This window comes from Mesorhizobium sp. Arg314 (assembly GCF_053714275.1).
The window spans coordinates 105,397-120,476 of record NZ_JBSKBP010000004.1; the positions used below are offsets into that span (position 1 = coordinate 105,397).

14 protein-coding genes are annotated in these 15,080 nt (G+C 64.5%); 5 read left to right on the forward strand and 9 right to left on the reverse strand.

Translation table 11 applies throughout. From position 1 onward, the window contains the following. Positions 1 to 165: 165 nt before the first annotated feature. Genes ACWGS9_RS06145 through ACWGS9_RS06155 form a run of 3 tightly spaced genes read right to left on the reverse strand, consistent with a single transcriptional unit; the run spans position 166 to position 3,456 of the window. Entirely contained in the window at positions 166 to 1,710 is a 1,545-nt protein-coding gene (locus tag ACWGS9_RS06145; RefSeq protein ID WP_454504384.1) for a DHA2 family efflux MFS transporter permease subunit, read from the reverse strand. Further along, the gene (locus tag ACWGS9_RS06150) at positions 1,707 to 2,999 is read right to left on the reverse strand and encodes an HlyD family secretion protein (RefSeq protein ID WP_454504385.1); all 1,293 of its coding nucleotides are present in this window, start codon (positions 2,997 to 2,999) and stop codon (positions 1,707 to 1,709) included. The genes ACWGS9_RS06145 and ACWGS9_RS06150 overlap by 4 nt, the downstream gene beginning before the upstream one ends. After that, the gene (locus ACWGS9_RS06155) at positions 2,992 to 3,456 is read right to left on the reverse strand and encodes a MarR family winged helix-turn-helix transcriptional regulator (protein WP_454504386.1); all 465 of its coding nucleotides are present in this window, start codon (positions 3,454 to 3,456) and stop codon (positions 2,992 to 2,994) included. Before ACWGS9_RS06155 ends, ACWGS9_RS06150 begins: the two co-directional genes overlap by 8 nt. Before the next feature lie 165 nt (positions 3,457 to 3,621). Between ACWGS9_RS06155 and ACWGS9_RS06160 the strand changes: the two genes are divergently transcribed. The 3 genes from ACWGS9_RS06160 (at position 3,622) to yihA (ending at position 5,330) form a co-directional block, all read left to right on the forward strand. Then, positions 3,622 to 3,936, forward strand: a complete 315-nt coding sequence (locus ACWGS9_RS06160) for a hypothetical protein (RefSeq protein WP_454504387.1) — start codon at positions 3,622 to 3,624, stop codon at positions 3,934 to 3,936. Between the two features lie 87 nt (positions 3,937 to 4,023). After that, positions 4,024 to 4,662 carry a CatB-related O-acetyltransferase gene (locus ACWGS9_RS06165; protein ID WP_454504388.1) on the forward strand — a complete coding sequence of 213 codons (639 nt, stop codon included), beginning with the start codon at positions 4,024 to 4,026 and terminating at the stop codon, positions 4,660 to 4,662. Continuing rightward, the gene (gene yihA / locus ACWGS9_RS06170; protein ID WP_454504389.1) at positions 4,659 to 5,330 is read left to right on the forward strand and encodes a ribosome biogenesis GTP-binding protein YihA/YsxC; all 672 of its coding nucleotides are present in this window, start codon (positions 4,659 to 4,661) and stop codon (positions 5,328 to 5,330) included. Before ACWGS9_RS06165 ends, yihA begins: the two co-directional genes overlap by 4 nt. Positions 5,331 to 5,537: 207 nt before the next feature. Here yihA and ACWGS9_RS06175 read toward each other — a convergent pair whose 3' ends face one another. Next, a complete protein-coding gene (locus ACWGS9_RS06175) occupies positions 5,538 to 8,012 on the reverse strand; it encodes a DNA translocase FtsK (protein ID WP_454504390.1) in 2,475 nt (824 codons plus the stop codon). A gap of 231 nt (positions 8,013 to 8,243) precedes the next feature. Continuing rightward, positions 8,244 to 8,942, reverse strand: a complete 699-nt coding sequence (locus tag ACWGS9_RS06180) for a TetR/AcrR family transcriptional regulator (RefSeq protein ID WP_454504391.1) — start codon at positions 8,940 to 8,942, stop codon at positions 8,244 to 8,246. 133 nt (positions 8,943 to 9,075) lie between these two features. Between ACWGS9_RS06180 and ACWGS9_RS06185 the strand changes: the two genes are divergently transcribed. Together ACWGS9_RS06185 and ACWGS9_RS06190 are read left to right on the forward strand one after the other, a co-directional pair. Next, positions 9,076 to 10,269, forward strand: coding sequence for an HlyD family secretion protein (locus ACWGS9_RS06185; protein ID WP_454504392.1), 1,194 nt, complete (start codon positions 9,076 to 9,078; stop codon positions 10,267 to 10,269). Positions 10,270 to 10,413: 144 nt separating this feature from the next. Beyond that, complete coding sequence (locus tag ACWGS9_RS06190) at positions 10,414 to 12,027, forward strand: DHA2 family efflux MFS transporter permease subunit (protein ID WP_454504393.1); 1,614 nt, start codon at positions 10,414 to 10,416, stop codon at positions 12,025 to 12,027. 239 nt (positions 12,028 to 12,266) lie between these two features. Here the strand turns inward: ACWGS9_RS06190 and msrB are convergent, their stop codons facing one another. The 4 genes from msrB to ACWGS9_RS06210 all read right to left on the reverse strand — a co-directional run bounded on the left by msrB (position 12,267) and on the right by ACWGS9_RS06210 (position 14,986). Next, the gene (gene msrB, locus ACWGS9_RS06195) at positions 12,267 to 12,770 is read right to left on the reverse strand and encodes a peptide-methionine (R)-S-oxide reductase MsrB (RefSeq protein ID WP_454504394.1); all 504 of its coding nucleotides are present in this window, start codon (positions 12,768 to 12,770) and stop codon (positions 12,267 to 12,269) included. A 200-nt stretch (positions 12,771 to 12,970) separates the two neighbouring features. Then, positions 12,971 to 13,528, reverse strand: a complete 558-nt coding sequence (locus tag ACWGS9_RS06200; RefSeq protein ID WP_454504395.1) for a fasciclin domain-containing protein — start codon at positions 13,526 to 13,528, stop codon at positions 12,971 to 12,973. A gap of 199 nt (positions 13,529 to 13,727) precedes the next feature. Then, complete coding sequence (locus tag ACWGS9_RS06205) at positions 13,728 to 14,450, reverse strand: anti-sigma factor (RefSeq protein ID WP_454504396.1); 723 nt, start codon at positions 14,448 to 14,450, stop codon at positions 13,728 to 13,730. Then, positions 14,447 to 14,986 (reverse strand): sigma-70 family RNA polymerase sigma factor, encoded by a 540-nt coding sequence (locus ACWGS9_RS06210; RefSeq protein WP_454504397.1) that lies wholly within the window; start codon positions 14,984 to 14,986, stop codon positions 14,447 to 14,449. The genes ACWGS9_RS06205 and ACWGS9_RS06210 overlap by 4 nt, the downstream gene beginning before the upstream one ends. Positions 14,987 to 15,080: the final 94 nt, after the last annotated feature.

Consider the following 15,080-nt stretch of genomic DNA (forward strand, 5'->3'; position numbering starts at 1 on the left):
CAATTCCGGACGGAAACCGCTCACCCTGTTTCTGAATTGCCCTAGAGCCGGATGATTTCAGGTCTGTTCGACCTGAAATCTGAATCCGCCTCTAATTCAAAGAGATGGAGCATAATGTCAGCCGAAAACCGCTCCACACTTTTCGGCATCATGCTCTAGCGGTTCTCACTCCATGGCGGCGCTGTGATCGATCTTGGCCGGCGTGCCGGGCTTGCGCAGCAAAAGCACCAGCGGGATGGCGGCCAGGGACAGGATCATCATCAGCTTGAAGTCGTCCACATAGGAGATGATCGTCGCCTGCAGCGTGACCAGACCGTCGAGCGCGGCGCGGCCGGCGGCGGTGTAAGGGCTCAGCGACTGCGAGATCGCCGGATCGGCGAACGCCGGATTGTAGGGCGTCACATAGGTGGCGATGTTGGCGTGATTGATCTGCTGGTTCTGGGTCAGGAGCGCGGTAACGACCGAGATGCCGACGCTGGAGCCGATGTTGCGCGACAGATTGTAGAGACCCGTGCCTTCCGAGCGCCTCTCCGGGGCCAGCGTGGCGAAGGTGATGGTGGTGAGCGGCACGAACAGGAAGCCTAAGCCCGCGCCCTGGATGAAGCCGGTGCTGATGATCGTCCATTGCGAGACGTCCGGCGTCCAGCCGGTCATGTCGTACATCGCCCAGGCGGTGATCGCGAGGCCGATGAACAGCAGCCAGCGCGTGTCGACTTTGCCGACGAGACGGCCGACGATGAACATGCAGGCCATGGTGCCGAGGCCGCGCGGCCCCATGACGATGCCGGCCGTCACCACCGGATAGCCCATCAGCGTCTGCAGATAGGGCGTCATCAGCGCCAGCGAGGCGAGATAGGTGATGCCGATGATGAAGATGAACACCATGCCGACGGCGAAGTTCCGGTCGAGGAACAGCCGCGGATTCACGAAGGTGTCGCGCGCGGTGAAAGTGTGGACGATGAAGATGTAGAAGGCCGACGCGCAGACCAGCGCCTCGACGATGATTTCCGCCGAGGAGAACCAGTTGAGCTGCTCCCCGCGGTCGAGGAACATCTGCAGCGACGCGATCGCGAGGCTGAGCATGCCGAAGCCCAGCCAGTCGAGCCTGGCCTTCAGGTCGAGCTTGGTTTCCTGAACGAACATCGAGACACCGGCGAAGGCCAGCATGCCGATCGGCACGTTGATGTAGAAGACCCAGCGCCAGGACACGTTTTCGGTCAGCCAGCCGCCGATGACCGGGCCGAGCACCGGGCCGACCATGACCGAGACGCCGAACAGCGCCATGGCCGAGCCACGCTCCTCGACGCTGTAGATATCGAGCAGGATGCTCTGCGACAGCGGCACAAGGGCAGCGCCGAACAGGCCCTGCAGCAAGCGGAAGCCGACGATCTGCGGCAGCGACTGCGCGAAGCCGCACAGCACCGAGGCCACCACGAAGCCGGTGATCGCCACCAAAAGGATCCGCTTGCGGCCGAAGCGATTGGCGAGATAGCCGGACGGCGGCGTCATCACCGCGGCGGCGACGATATAGGAGGTGAGCACCCAGTTGATCTGGTCGGCGCTCGCCGAGACGCTGCCCTGGATATAAGGCAGCGCCACATTGGCGATGGTGGTGTCCAGCGCCTGCATGATGACCGCCAGGATCACGCAAGCGGTGATGGCGCCGCGATTGGCGACCACCGGCGCGCCTGTCGCGGAAGCTGTGGTCATGACTTTTGCCCGAAGCGCTTGAGGAGGTCGGTGACAAAGTCGGGCAGGCCGCGCGCATGGCCGGTGTCGATGTCGACGACCGCGCTCATGCCGCCGCGCAGCGGCGCCTTGCCGTCGGGATCATCGATCGTCACCCGCATCGGGATGCGCTGCACGACCTTGACCCAGTTGCCGCTGGTGTTCTGCGCCGGCAGCAGCGAGAAGCTCGACGACGAGGCCGGGCTGATCGAGCCGACGGTGCCGTGCCAGACCTCGCCCGGATAGCCGTCGACGCTGATCGTCGCCTTCTGGCCGGGGCGCACATAGGTGAGCTCGGTTTCCTTGGGCTCGGCGGCGATCCAGATATCGGTCGACGACACCAGGCTGAAGGCCGGCTGCGAGGCCGGCAGGTACCTGCCGACCTGCAAGGCGTCGACATTGGTGACGATGCCGTCGAACGGCGCCTTGACGACGGCATCGTTGAGGTTGCGCTGGGCATCGTCGACAGCCGACTGGGCCTGCAGGTAGAAGGGGTTCTTCTCGACCGGCTGGCTGGCGTCGCCGCCGAGCTGGGCAAGCATCGCCTGCGCCTGCGCCTTGGCGACGGTCACCTTCTGGCGGGCGGCGACGAGGTCGTGCTGGGCGCTGTCGAAGGTCGCCTTGGACGCGGTCGAGGTCTTGAGCAGGTCCTGCTGACGCTGGAAGGCGGACTCGTAATACGGGATGTCGGCCTCGGCCTGGTCGATCGATGCCAGCGATTGCCGGTAGCTCGCCTGCAGGGTCAGCACCTGGTTGCGCACCGTGCCGAGCTGCGCCTTGGCGCCCTCAAGCGCGGTCTCGAAGGACGCAGGCCGCAGCCGGTAGAGCACGTCGCCCTTCTTCACCGCCTGGTTGTCATGCACGTCGATCTCCTGCACGGTGCCGGAGACGTCGGTGGAAACGCCGAGTGACTGCGCCTGGATATAGGCATTGTCGGTGGTCATGACCTGGCCGCCGACGACATAGTAATAGCCGCCCGCCACCAGCGCGACCGGGAGCAGCGCAAACAGGACCGGCCGCGTCAGGCTGCGGCGCGGCTTGGCGGGAGCCGGAGGCGTTACCGTGACCGCGGCCGGCTTCGGCTGGGCCGAAGGCGCCTCCATCGTGGCGGGCTCGGGTGCGACCGGCGCTTCCAGCTCATCGTCTTCGACGACAGGCGGATTGCCACGCCTTTGCTCGCGCTGGCTGTCCAGGCGGATGACCTGGTCGCGTACTCTTTCGCCGGCATTTTCCTCGTCGGCGGGCTTTCTGGGTGAGGTTCCTTCAGACATGGACTTTCTCCCGGTCGACGGCCGGCTGGGTACAGGCCTCGAGCAGATTGGATTTAATCAGGCAAAGGGTTTGCAGCAGTTGCTGCTGCGCGTCCGCGGACAAGCCCGTAAAGGCCTCCTCACGCGTCTTGAGGCCATTGCTGCGCATCACTTCGATGAGCGGATGCTCCTGCGGGGTCAGATAGAGCAGCCACGCCCGACGGTCGGCGGGATCGGGCCGGCGCTCGATGAAGCCCCGCGCTTCCGTCTTGTCGAGCAGCCTTCCGAGCGTGATCGGCATGATCTCGATGAGGTCGGCCAGCCTGTTCTGGTGGATGCCCTCATGCAGCGAAAGATAAGCCAGCACCTGCCATTGCGCACGGGTCAGCCCAAAGCTGCGCGACCGCTGCTCGAACCGCTTCCTGAGCAGGCGCGCGACGTCATGCAGCACGAAGCTGATATTGGGTGAGGAGGGCATGGGAGAACGTCGGAACCGGCAGACCAGTTTTCATGAGCATGCTTATTATCATCATGCACATAATCCTGCTGGACGCGCAGCGCAAGACCGACTAAGGCGCTTGGTAAAAATATCGCATGGGCCACAACCCGGCCGAACGGCCTGTTCTGCGGCAAGGACAAGACGATGCACGGGCTCAAGATCACCATCCTGGCGCTGCTGACGGGATACGCTTTTCCGGCCGCTGCGAAAGAAACGGTGAGCTGCGGCGGGGCGGCGATGCTGGGTGGCGCGCAGCTGAACTGCAGCCACGTGCAACCCAAGGCGCCGCCGCAATTCTGCACTTTCAGCTGGGCCCTGCACATGATGACCGGCGACCAGAAAATCGTCGAGAGCAGCTTCTCGCTGCCGCCCGGAGCGTCGAACGTTCAGGTTTATCAGGGCAGCGGGTTCGACAGCGCCCTTTCCAATCCGATCGTGATCTGCCGCGGCAGCCACTGAACGGTTGGTGCTATGGAAGGATCACGTTAGTTTGATCGCGCGCGGGCCTTCGCCGGCCGCGCCCCACCACGCCTGCAAAGGACCGCGATGACCGGACCCAACCCCGACATCAAGCATCCCATTGCGATGCATCCGCGCGTCGGCTTCCTGAAGGGGCTGGTGAGCGCGCCCAACATCGAGATCGGCGACTTCACCTATTACGACGACCCCGACGGCCCCGACAAATTCGCCGCGAAATGCGTGCTGCACCACTATCCGTTCATCGGCGACAGGCTGATCATCGGCAAGTTCTGCGCCATCGCGGAGGGCGCACGCTTCATCATGAACGGCGCCAACCACGCCATGTCGGGCTTCTCGACCTATCCGTTCAACATCTTCGGCCATGGCTGGGAAGAAGGCTTCGACCCGCAGACCTGGTCGAAGGAGATCCGCGGCGACACCACCATCGGCAATGACGTATGGATCGGCATGGACGCGGCGATCATGCCGGGCGTCAGGATCGGCCACGGCGCCATCGTGGCGGCGAAATCGGTTGTCACGCACGACGTGCCGCCTTATGCGATCTTCGCCGGCAATCCGGCCAAGGTGGTGAAGATGCGTTTCGACGAATTCACGGTGCGGCGGCTGTTGAAGGCGGCCTGGTGGGACTGGCCGGTCGACAAGATCGGCCGTAACCTCAACGCCATTCGCGGCGCCGACATTTCAAAACTGGAGGCCGCGATTTGAACGCGCCCGACAAGACCACGAACGAAACTGCAATAGGCCCGGAGCTGTTCACGCGCGCGTGGATCTTCATCCGCGGCGTGCCGTCGATGAAATTCCTGCCGCCGGAAGGCCCGCCGGAGATCGCCTTCGCCGGCCGCTCCAATGTCGGCAAGTCGTCGCTGATCAACGCGCTGGTCGGGCACAAAGGCCTGGCGCGTACATCCAACACGCCAGGCCGCACGCAGGAGCTCAATTATTTCGTGCCGGACGGGTTCTCCGGCGAAGGCGCCGACCTGCCCCCGATGGCGCTGGTCGACATGCCGGGCTACGGCTATGCCAGCGCGCCGAAGGACAAGGTCGATGAGTGGACGAAGCTCATCTACGAGTATCTGCAGGGCCGCGTCACGCTGAAGCGCGTCTATGTGCTGATCGACGCCCGCCACGGCATCAAGGCCAAGGACGAGGAAGTGCTGACGCTGCTCGACAAGGCGGCGGTGTCCTACCAGATGGTGCTGACCAAGACCGACAAGATCAAGGCGGCCGGCGTGCCGAGGCTGATCGAGGAGACGCTGGCCAGGATCAAGAAGCGCCCGGCGGCATTCCCCGTCGTCCTGGCGACATCATCGGAAAACGCCGCCGGGCTGGACGAACTGCGCGCGGCGATCGCCCTGGTGGCGAACGGCGGCTGAGGCAGTTATCGCCTTGGAGCAGGGCCGACGCGGATGGCGCTCGCCCTCACCCAGCCTCCGCTTCGCTCGGCTGACCTCTCCCCGACGGGGAGAGGAGATTGCCAGCGCCCGCGCCAGCCTCTTCTCCCCAACGGGGAGAAGGTGGCCGCGAAGCGGCCGGATGAGGGGGCTGGCGCCGCCATATGCGATTGCCCTGCCCAAAGCGCATCAGTCCATCTCATCGCGTTCGGGCTCACGATCGCGCCGGCCGCTGAGGATCTCGCGCTTGCCGACATGGTTGGGCGCGCCGACCAGGCCTTCCTTTTCCATGCGTTCGACCAGAGAGGCGGCGCGGTTGTAGCCGACGCCGAGGCGGCGCTGGATATAGGAGGTCGAGCATTTCTTGTCGCGCTTGACCACCTTGACGGCTTCCTCGTAGAGGGCGTCGCCATCCTCCTCGGCGATCGAGCCCTTGTCGAATACCGGGCCGGCGTCCGCCGCTTCCTCAGCCTCTTCCTCGTCGGCGGTGACGGTGTCGAGATATTCGGGCCGCCCTTGCGCTTTCAGATGCGCCACGACGTGCTCGACCTCCACGTCGGAAACGAAAGGACCATGCACGCGCGAAATGCGCCCGCCCCCGGCCATATGCAGCATGTCGCCCTGGCCGAGCAGCTGCTCGGCCCCCTGCTCGCCCAGGATGGTGCGGCTGTCGATCTTGGACGTCACCTGGAAGGAGATGCGGGTCGGGAAATTGGCCTTGATCGTGCCGGTGATGACGTCCACCGACGGGCGCTGCGTGGCCATGATCAGATGGATGCCGGCGGCGCGCGCCATCTGCGCCAGCCGCTGGATGGCGCCTTCGATCTCCTTGCCGGCCACCATCATCAGGTCGGCCATCTCATCGACGATGATGACGATGTAGGGCATGGGCGCGAGGTCGATCGCGCGCTCCTCGAACAGCGGCTCGCCAGTGCCCTTCTCGAAGCCTGCCTGCACCTGCATGGTCACGACCTCGCCCTTGTCACGGGCTCCTGCCGCGCGCTGGTTGTAGCCGTCGATGTTGCGTACCCCGAGGCGCGCCATCTTGCGGTAGCGGTCCTCCATCTCGCGCACCGCCCATTTCAGGGCCGTGACGGCCTTCTTGGAATCGGTGACGACGGGGGTGAGCAGATGTGGAATGCCGTCATAGACCGACAGTTCCAGCATTTTGGGATCGACCATGATGAGGCGGCATTCCTCCGGCTTCATCCGGTAGAGCAGCGACAGGATCATGGTGTTGATGGCGACCGACTTGCCCGAGCCGGTGGTGCCCGCGACCAGCAAATGAGGCATCTTGGCGAGTTCAGCGATGACGGGTTCACCGCCGATCGTCTTGCCCAGGCCGAGCGCCAGCTTGCAGGACGTGTTGCGGAAGCCGGCCGATCCGATCAGCTCGCGGAAATAGACCGTCTCGCGCGTTTCGTTGGGCAGTTCGATGCCGATGACATTGCGGCCCGGCACCACGGCGACGCGCGCCGAGATGGCCGACATCGAGCGGGCGATGTCGTCGGCGAGACCGATGACGCGGCTGGACTTCACGCCCGGCGCCGGCTCGAACTCGTAGAGCGTGACGACCGGCCCCGGCCGGACATGGATTATCTCGCCCTTGACACCGAAATCCTCCAGCACGCTTTCAAGCAGGTCGGCGTTCTGCTCCATCCGCTCCTGCGACATGTAGAAGCCCTGGCCTTCCGGCGGCATCTGCAAAAGGTCCTCGGAAGGAAGCTCGTAGCCGGCGGAAGCGGATGGCGGCACGACCGCGCCGGCGACAGGCAGGGAGGGTGCCGGCCGCGCGGTTCTCGCGCTTACCGTGGCGGGAATCGGCGTTGGCTCAGCCGGTCTTGGTTGGGCAGCGGCCACCGGAGCCGGTACTGGCGTCGAGACAGGGCTTCCTTCCGCTGCATTGGAGCGCCATTCGATGACGCGATAAAACGACGTTGCCTCGCCCAGGAAGGCGGCACGGGGCTGGATTGGCTGGGCGGCCGGAGGATGCGCCGGCATCGGCTTGACGGGCGGCTGCGCCGGAACGGCGGGCGTCTGTCCCGCTTCATTCAGGCGCGCCCGCGCCAGGCGCTCGGCAAGGAAGGGCATGCCGAATTCGAAAAAGGCATGATCGGAAAGATAGGACCAACGCAATCCAGACGGGCGTGGCTTTGGCGCTGGAACCGCGGCAGCCTTGGGCTGCGCAACCGGAGCCGCGACGACCGAAGGTGCGCCGACCGGTTTAGCTTGTGCCGGCGCCACGACGCGAGCGGCGGTGACGGCGGGAATTGCCCGGGCCGGCTTGGCTGCCGCCGGAGCCGCAGGCGCGGGCCGGACAGGCCCGGCGGCAGGTGCCTTGCCCTGCGCGGCATCTTCCGCCTGCGGCGCGGCACGCTTGGCGAGATCGATATCCGGCGTGCGGGTGAAGCGCACATTCGGCGCAAGGAAGAAATAGTCCTGCCAAGCTGGGCGGTCGAACTCCCCGCCATCGGCCGAATCGAACGACGCCCCGCGAGCGGCATCCGATTCGCCTTCAACCGAGGTCCGCAACGTCACGACCTGCCCCGCTTGCACCTGTGGCTGCGGGCCTGCGCCACGGCGCCCGGCTTCCTCGGCGCGATAGCGATCGTCGTCTTTGCCGTAGACGGAATCGCCGGAAAGATTGGCACGGGGAAAACGCATGGATGTCATTCTCGAGACTCGCCGATTTGAACGTGTCCCGAGACATAGGAAGCGATGGTTAACAGGTCCTTCCGAAAGCACCTCTGGACGATGCCAATCGACGTTCGAAAGAGGTCGGCTGACAGGTCTTCACCGCATGGAGGTCGGTCTCGGCGCCAGCCAACTTTTCAAGGCGCGCTCGCCCGCCTTCAGGGTTGCGCCGCACACTCCGGATTTCGCGTGCCCGGACGGTCACGCCGATGTCAAAGCCCGTTCCTCGGCGACGAATTTTTCCGTCGCGTAGGCCTTGAGGAACACATCGACGCCAGACGTCACGATGTGCTCGATCTCCGCCAGGCTCGGCGCCTTGGTGCGGTAGGAAAAGATGCACTGGCGAAACAGGCCGGCGAGGCACAGCTCGGTGAACTGATAGGCGGCAAGGTCGACATCGTCGATCTGCAGCAGGCCGCGTTCGACGGCTTCGCTGAGGAAGGCCATGACCTTGTCGTGGCCTCGCTTCGGGCCGCGCTCGTAAAAACGCGCGCCAAGCTCGGGTATCCGGTCGGACGCGCCAACCACGGTGCGCTGGGCCTGGATGACCTTGGCCGAAGTGATCTTGGCCGAGAGCCCCATGCCGAACTTCAGCAATGTACGGCGCAGATCGTCGAAGTGGTCGAGCACCTCGTACATGTTCTTGAAGATGGTGCCGCGCTCTTCCTCGATGAGAGCCTCGAAGAGCTCTTCCTTGTTTTCGAAATAGACGTAGATCGTGCCCTTCGAGACACCGGCCTCGCGGGTGATGTCGTTCATCGAGGCGGCCTCGAAGCCCTTGTCTATGAAGACGCGGCGGGCGCCTTCGATGATCTGGGCCCGCTTGACCGGGTCCTGCCCGGCCGCCGGGCGGCCCTTGCGTAAGTCGAGCAGGTCGCTTTCCGCTGTCGTGTCGACCATGAAAGTCATACCTCACAAAATATTTCGAACCAGGCGGTTCGATTTGCACTTGATATGGGCCTCTTTACGCGCTATGTCAACGGCGAATTCGAACCGAACGGTTCAGTCTGACTGACACTCCAGAGAGATTACCATGTCCTCGAACGCACCCGCCACCGCCGAAGTCCGTACGTTTCCCAACGCCAAGGTCCAGCCGTCGACCGAAGCCCCGGAAGCGCCTGTTCAACCCGTCACCCCGGTAGCGCCTCCCGCAGCCGAAGCGCCGGCCAAGAAGAAGCGTTCGGTGCGCTCTTTCCTTTTGCCGATCATCGGCCTGGCCCTGCTCGGCGCCGGTTCGTGGTATGGCTATGACTACTGGACCGACGGCCGGTTCATGATCTCCACCGACGATGCCTATGTCCAGGCCGATACGTCGTTCGTGTCGCCGAAAATTTCCGGTTACATCGACAAGGTGCTGGTGAGCGAGAACCAGCAGGTCAAGGCCGGCGATCCGCTGTTCGCCATCGACAATGGCGACTACACGATCGCCGTCGCTCAGGCCGAGGCGCAGATCGCCACCCTGGCAAAGACGCTGGACCGCATCGACGCGCAGACCAAGGCCGCGCAGGCTTCGCTGCAGCAGGCGCAGGCCCAGAAGGTCGCCGACCAGGCCGCCGCCGACAACGCGGCGCGCGCCCAGGTGCGCGCGGCGCAGCTGCTCAAGACCCATGTCGGCACGCAGGCACAGCTCGACGACGCCCAGACCGCGCTCGACCAGGCCAAGGCGGCCCTCGTCGGCGCCGACGCCCAGATCGCCGCGGCGCAGGCCAATATCGGCGTGCTGGAAGCCCAGCGCGCGGAGCAGGCGAGTACGCTCGCCTCGCTGCAACTCACCCGCGACAAGGCCCAGCGCGACCTGTCCTTCACCGTGCTGAAAGCGCCTTATGACGGCGTCGTCGGCAACCGCTCGGTCGAACAGGGCGATCTCGTCAACCCCGGGCAGAAGCTCGCCGTCGTCGTGCCGATGGACAAGCTCTACATCGTCGGCAACTTCAAGGAGACGCAGCTTGGCCGGATGGTGCCCGGCGAGAAGGTCCGCATCAGCGTCGACGCGATCGACGGCCAGAGCTTCGAAGGCACGGTCTCCTCGCTGGCGCCGGCTTCGGGCGCGGTGTTCTCGCTGCTGCCGCCGGAAAACGCCACCGGCAACTTCACCAAGGTGGTGCAGCGCGTGCCCGTGCGCATCGACGTGCCGGCCGATGTGTTGAAAACCGGCAAGCTGCGCGCCGGCCTGAGCGTCGTCGTCGCGGTCGACAGCCGCACGGCGCCGGCTTCGACGACCAACTGATTGGGGGGCGGCCCGGTGGCCTGTTGAGCGCCGAGCCGCCCAGCCTGCTTCAGAGCGGCACGCCCGCTCCAGACATCTGTTTTGACGCAATTCCGGACGGAACCGCCACGCGCCTGTCGTGGAATTGCTTAGGGAGGCCATGACATGGCAACCGCAACCATTACCGCAGGATCAGCGCCGGGACGTCCGATCGCTGCCGCCGCGCCGGCCCTGCCCGCGGACCACATGCCGGTCCGCCGCGTCGTCGCCTTCCTGGCGATGGTGTTCGGCATGTTCATGGCGATCCTCGACATCCAGATCGTCTCGGCCTCACTGTCGGAAATCCAGGCCGGCTTGAGCGCCAGCTCGGACGAGATCCCGTGGGTGCAGACCGCCTATCTGATTGCCGAGGTGGTGATGATCCCGCTGTCGGGCTTCCTCAGCCGCATGCTGTCGACGCGCGTGCTGTTCACCGCCGCGGCGGCCGGCTTCACCGCGGCCAGCGCGCTTGCCGCGACCGCCACCAACATCGACCAGATGATCGTCTACCGCGCCATCCAGGGTTTCATCGGCGGCGGCATGATCCCCAGCGTCTTCGCGGCCGCCTTCACCATTTTCCCGCCCTCGCGCCGTGCCGTGGTCTCGCCGATGATCGGCCTGGTGGCAACGCTGGCGCCGACGATCGGCCCGACGGTGGGCGGCTATATCAGCCACGCCATGTCGTGGCACTGGCTGTTCCTGATCAATGTCGTTCCGGGCATACTGGTGGCGACGGCGGCCTGGGCGCTGATCGATTTCGACAAGCCCAACCTCAAGCTGTTCTCAAAGTTCGACTGGTGGGGCCTCGCCGGCATGGCCGCCTTCCTCGGCTGCATGGAATATGTGCTGGAGGAAGGCCCTAACCACGACTGGCTGCAGGAGCCGGCTGTCTTTGCCTGTGCCGTCATCATGACCATCGGCGGTATCATCTTCTTCTGGCGCGCCTTCACCGCCGAGGAGCCGATCGTCGACCTCAGGGCCTTCAGCAACGTCAACTTCGCCTTCGGCTCGCTGTTCTCCTTCGTCGTCGGTATCGGCCTTTACGGGTTGACCTATCTCTATCCGGTGTTCCTCGGCCGTATCCGCGGTTACGATTCGATGATGATCGGCGAGGCGCTGTTCGTCAGCGGCCTGGCGATGTTCGTCACCGCGCCCGTTGCCGGCATCCTGTCGAACAAGATCGATCTGCGGCTGATGATGATGATCGGCTTTTTCGGCTTCGCCACAGGCACCTGGTGGATGACGCATCTCACCGCCGACTGGGATTTTTACGAGCTCTTGATCCCGCAGATCCTGCGCGGCTGCTCGATGATGCTGTGCATGGTGCCGATCAACAACATCGCGCTCGGCACGTTGCCGCCCGACCGGCTGAAGAATGCGTCCGGCCTGTTCAACCTGACCCGCAATCTCGGCGGCGCCGTCGGCCTCGCCGTCATCAACACGGTGCTGATCGACCGCAACGCCTTCCACTACGCCAGGCTTGCCGAGCATGTGCAGTGGGGCAGCCAGGCCGCGCAGACCAAGCTGCAGAACATGACGCTGAACTTCGAGCAGACCGCCGGCCTCGATGCCACCAGCGCGGCGATTTCCAAGCTCTCGGGCATGGTGCATCAGCAGGCGGCGCTGCTGTCGTTCATCGACGTGTTCCTGATGCTGACGGCGCTGTTCGCTTCGCTCGGATTCTTCGTGCTGTTCATCAACAAGCCGGCCCAGCAGGGCGGCGGTGGCGGAGGTCATTGAGGAGCCGGAACCCCCGCCTGGCTTCCTCAACGCGTGGCCCCGGAAATCGGCGACGACTTCCGGGGTCATTCTTTTTGGAGAGATCGAAAGCGACTCTAAGATGGGTTGAGATTCAGGTCAGGCCGAGTCGAAAATGGTGGCTTCCGAGAACCGGAGCGGAGCGTACTTAAAGTACGTGAGCACCGGAAGCGCAGGAAACCACCATTTGCAGGCCGGCCTCACCTGAATATCAACACACCTCAGGCGGCGGCCGGCTTGAAGCTCAGCGCCACGCCGTTGATACAGTGGCGCAGGCCGGTGGGCGGCGGGCCGTCGTCGAAGACATGGCCGAGATGGCCGCCGCAGCGCCGGCAATGCACTTCGGTCCGCGTCATGCCGAGCGAGCGATCCTCGGTCTTGCCGATCGAGTTGGCGATTTCCTGGTAGAAACTCGGCCAGCCGGTGCCGGAATCGAATTTCGTCTCCGACGAATAGACCGGCAGGTCGCAGCCGGCGCAGGCGAAGACGCCCTTGCGATGCTCGTTGAGCAGCGGGCTGGTGCCTGGATATTCGGTGCCCTGCTTGCGCAGCACGTCGAAGGCGGCGTCGGAAAGGATGGCGTGCCATTCGGCATCGGTCTTGGTGATTTCGAAAGTCTCGGCGGCGAAAGCCGGCTTCGGCCCGCCGGCGCGCAGCATCGCTGCGGATCCAACGATGAGAGCGGTGGCGGCGGCGCCGCTCCAGAGAAAATCGCGACGGTCCATGGCCGTTCCTCCTGACCCATTTTGCCAAGATAGAGCGCCGCCCGGAAATCAAAAGCCGGTGACGCCCTGTCCCTCGTTTTGAGCATGTTGCTCCGCGCCGCCCTTTCAAGGCGACGCGGAGCACACCCTTGCCGGCGGCGCGGATCTTGACATGATGCGGCCGGCGCTCAGCCATGTCTTCGCCGGCCAGGCCCGCTTTGTTACATCTTCGGCAAGAGAACCTTGTCGATGACGTGGATGACGCCGTTCGACTGGCGGACATCGGCGATGGTGACATGGGCGACATTGCCGTTCTCGTCGGTGACGGTGACCTTGCCCTTCTCCGCCTTCAACGTCAGCTCGCAGCCGCCGACCGTCTTGACCTGGTGCGCGCCGCCATCGGCCTTGGCCATCTTGGCGACATCGGCGGCCAGCGCCCTGGCGGCGACGACATGACAGGTCAGCACCTTGGTCAGCTTGTCCTTGTTCTCAGGCTTGAGCAGCGTGTCGACCGTGCCGGCGGGCAGCGCGGCAAAGGCTTCGTTGGTCGGCGCGAAGACGGTGAACGGACCGGCGCCCTGCAGCGTGTCGACCAGGCCGGCGGCCTTGACGGCGGCGACCAGCGTGGTGTGGTCCTTCGAATTCACGGCGTTCTCGATGATGTTCTTCTTGGCATACATCGGCGCGCCGCCGACCATCGGATTGGCGGCATAGGCAACGGCGCCGAGCGAGGCAAGGCCGAGTGTGGAAGCGAGCAAAAGGGTGGCGATTTTGCGCATGATGTCAGTCTCCTCGGGTTGTTTTTCCCGTCTTTGGGAACGCGAGGAGATACGCGGCAGCGAAAATTAAGTTTCACGAACGTCGCGAGATTTTTTCTTCACTCGCTTTATTTCACCCGCGCGCCATTTGGCGACGGCAAACTTCTCATCCCCGCCAAAGGCAGCAGATAGACTTGAATATGCTTCGGGCGAAAGGTTGTCAGATGCCCTTCAGGTCACCCGCGGCGACAACGGGGCCGGTCGGCTGGCCGGTCGGCGAACCGCCGGCGGGCTCGAGGCTGACGGCGAGCACGGCGCCTTGCGCCAGCTTCTGCTGAACGGCCGGCGTAACCGCCATGCGCGCGGTCTGGCCGGCCGGGATGACGCCCATCGAGACCGGCGCGTTCTTGCCTTCGATCATCCATAGCTCGAAATCCTTGCCGGCGCCGCGATCGCCGGAGACCAGCGACAAGCCAACCTCGTGGCGGGTTGCGTCATAGACGGCAAGGTATTTGACGTTGCTGTTGTCGGCGGCAAGCGAGGCGACCAGCCTGGTCTCTGGCTGCGGGACCGGCGGATTGACATAAGGCAGGGCGACATAGACGGCCAGGGCGGCAATGGCCGCGGCGGCGAGGCCACGCCAGAAGATAAGGCTCGCCCACAGGCCGCTGCCGGGCGCCGTGGATGTAGACGCGGACGATGTAAACAGGCGACGGTCGATCGCCACCTTCACGGAAGCGGGCGGCTCGACCGCGGCATAAGCTGCAGCCATCGGCGCGAAGTGAACCTCCCAGGCATCGACAAGGCGGGCGAATGCCGTTTCGGTGTCGATGCGACGAGAGGTGATCTGGCGTTCGTCGGCTGCCAGAACGCCGAGAACGTATTCGGCGGCGAGCAGGTCGTCGCCTCCACGTTCCGGTCCGTTGTCTTCCGCCAGCGTCATCTTTCCAGGCATTCTCTAAGTTTGAGCAGGCTTCGCCGCAGCCAAGTCCGCATCGTGTTCAGCGGAACCTTGAAGCGCTCCGCCAGCTCGGCATAGCTTTCGCCGCTCAAATAGGCGCCCCGGACGGCCGCCGCCCGGTCTTCTTCCAGTTCGTCGAGGCAATGGTAGATGCGTTCGGTCTCGCCGCCCGCCACAGCCATGGCCTCGGGTCCTGGCGTCGGGTCGGCGACGTCGAAGGCTGCATCGATGTTGGCAGAAGGACTGCGCCGCGCCCTGATGCGATCGATCGCATGGTTGCGCGCAATGGCCACCAGCCAGGAAATCGGGCTCAGATCGGAAACCGCGAAACGATCCGCCTTCGTCCAGATTTTGACGAAGACCTCCTGAAGCGCTTCTTCCGCATCTCCCCTGTCTCTCAAGACACGAAGGCAGACGCCGAAAAGTTTCGCGCTGGTCTGCCTGTAGAGCAGATCGAACGCAGCCCGGTCCTTCATCGAAGTCCGGACGATCAGCTTGCTGATGTCCTGCGGCGCCATAGCGGCAAATTAGAAGATTGCGATTTATTTGCAACGGGTGCCGGAAGCGTTGTTCACCAGAGGTTGCTACTAATCCAACGCACCTCGCCCCCCG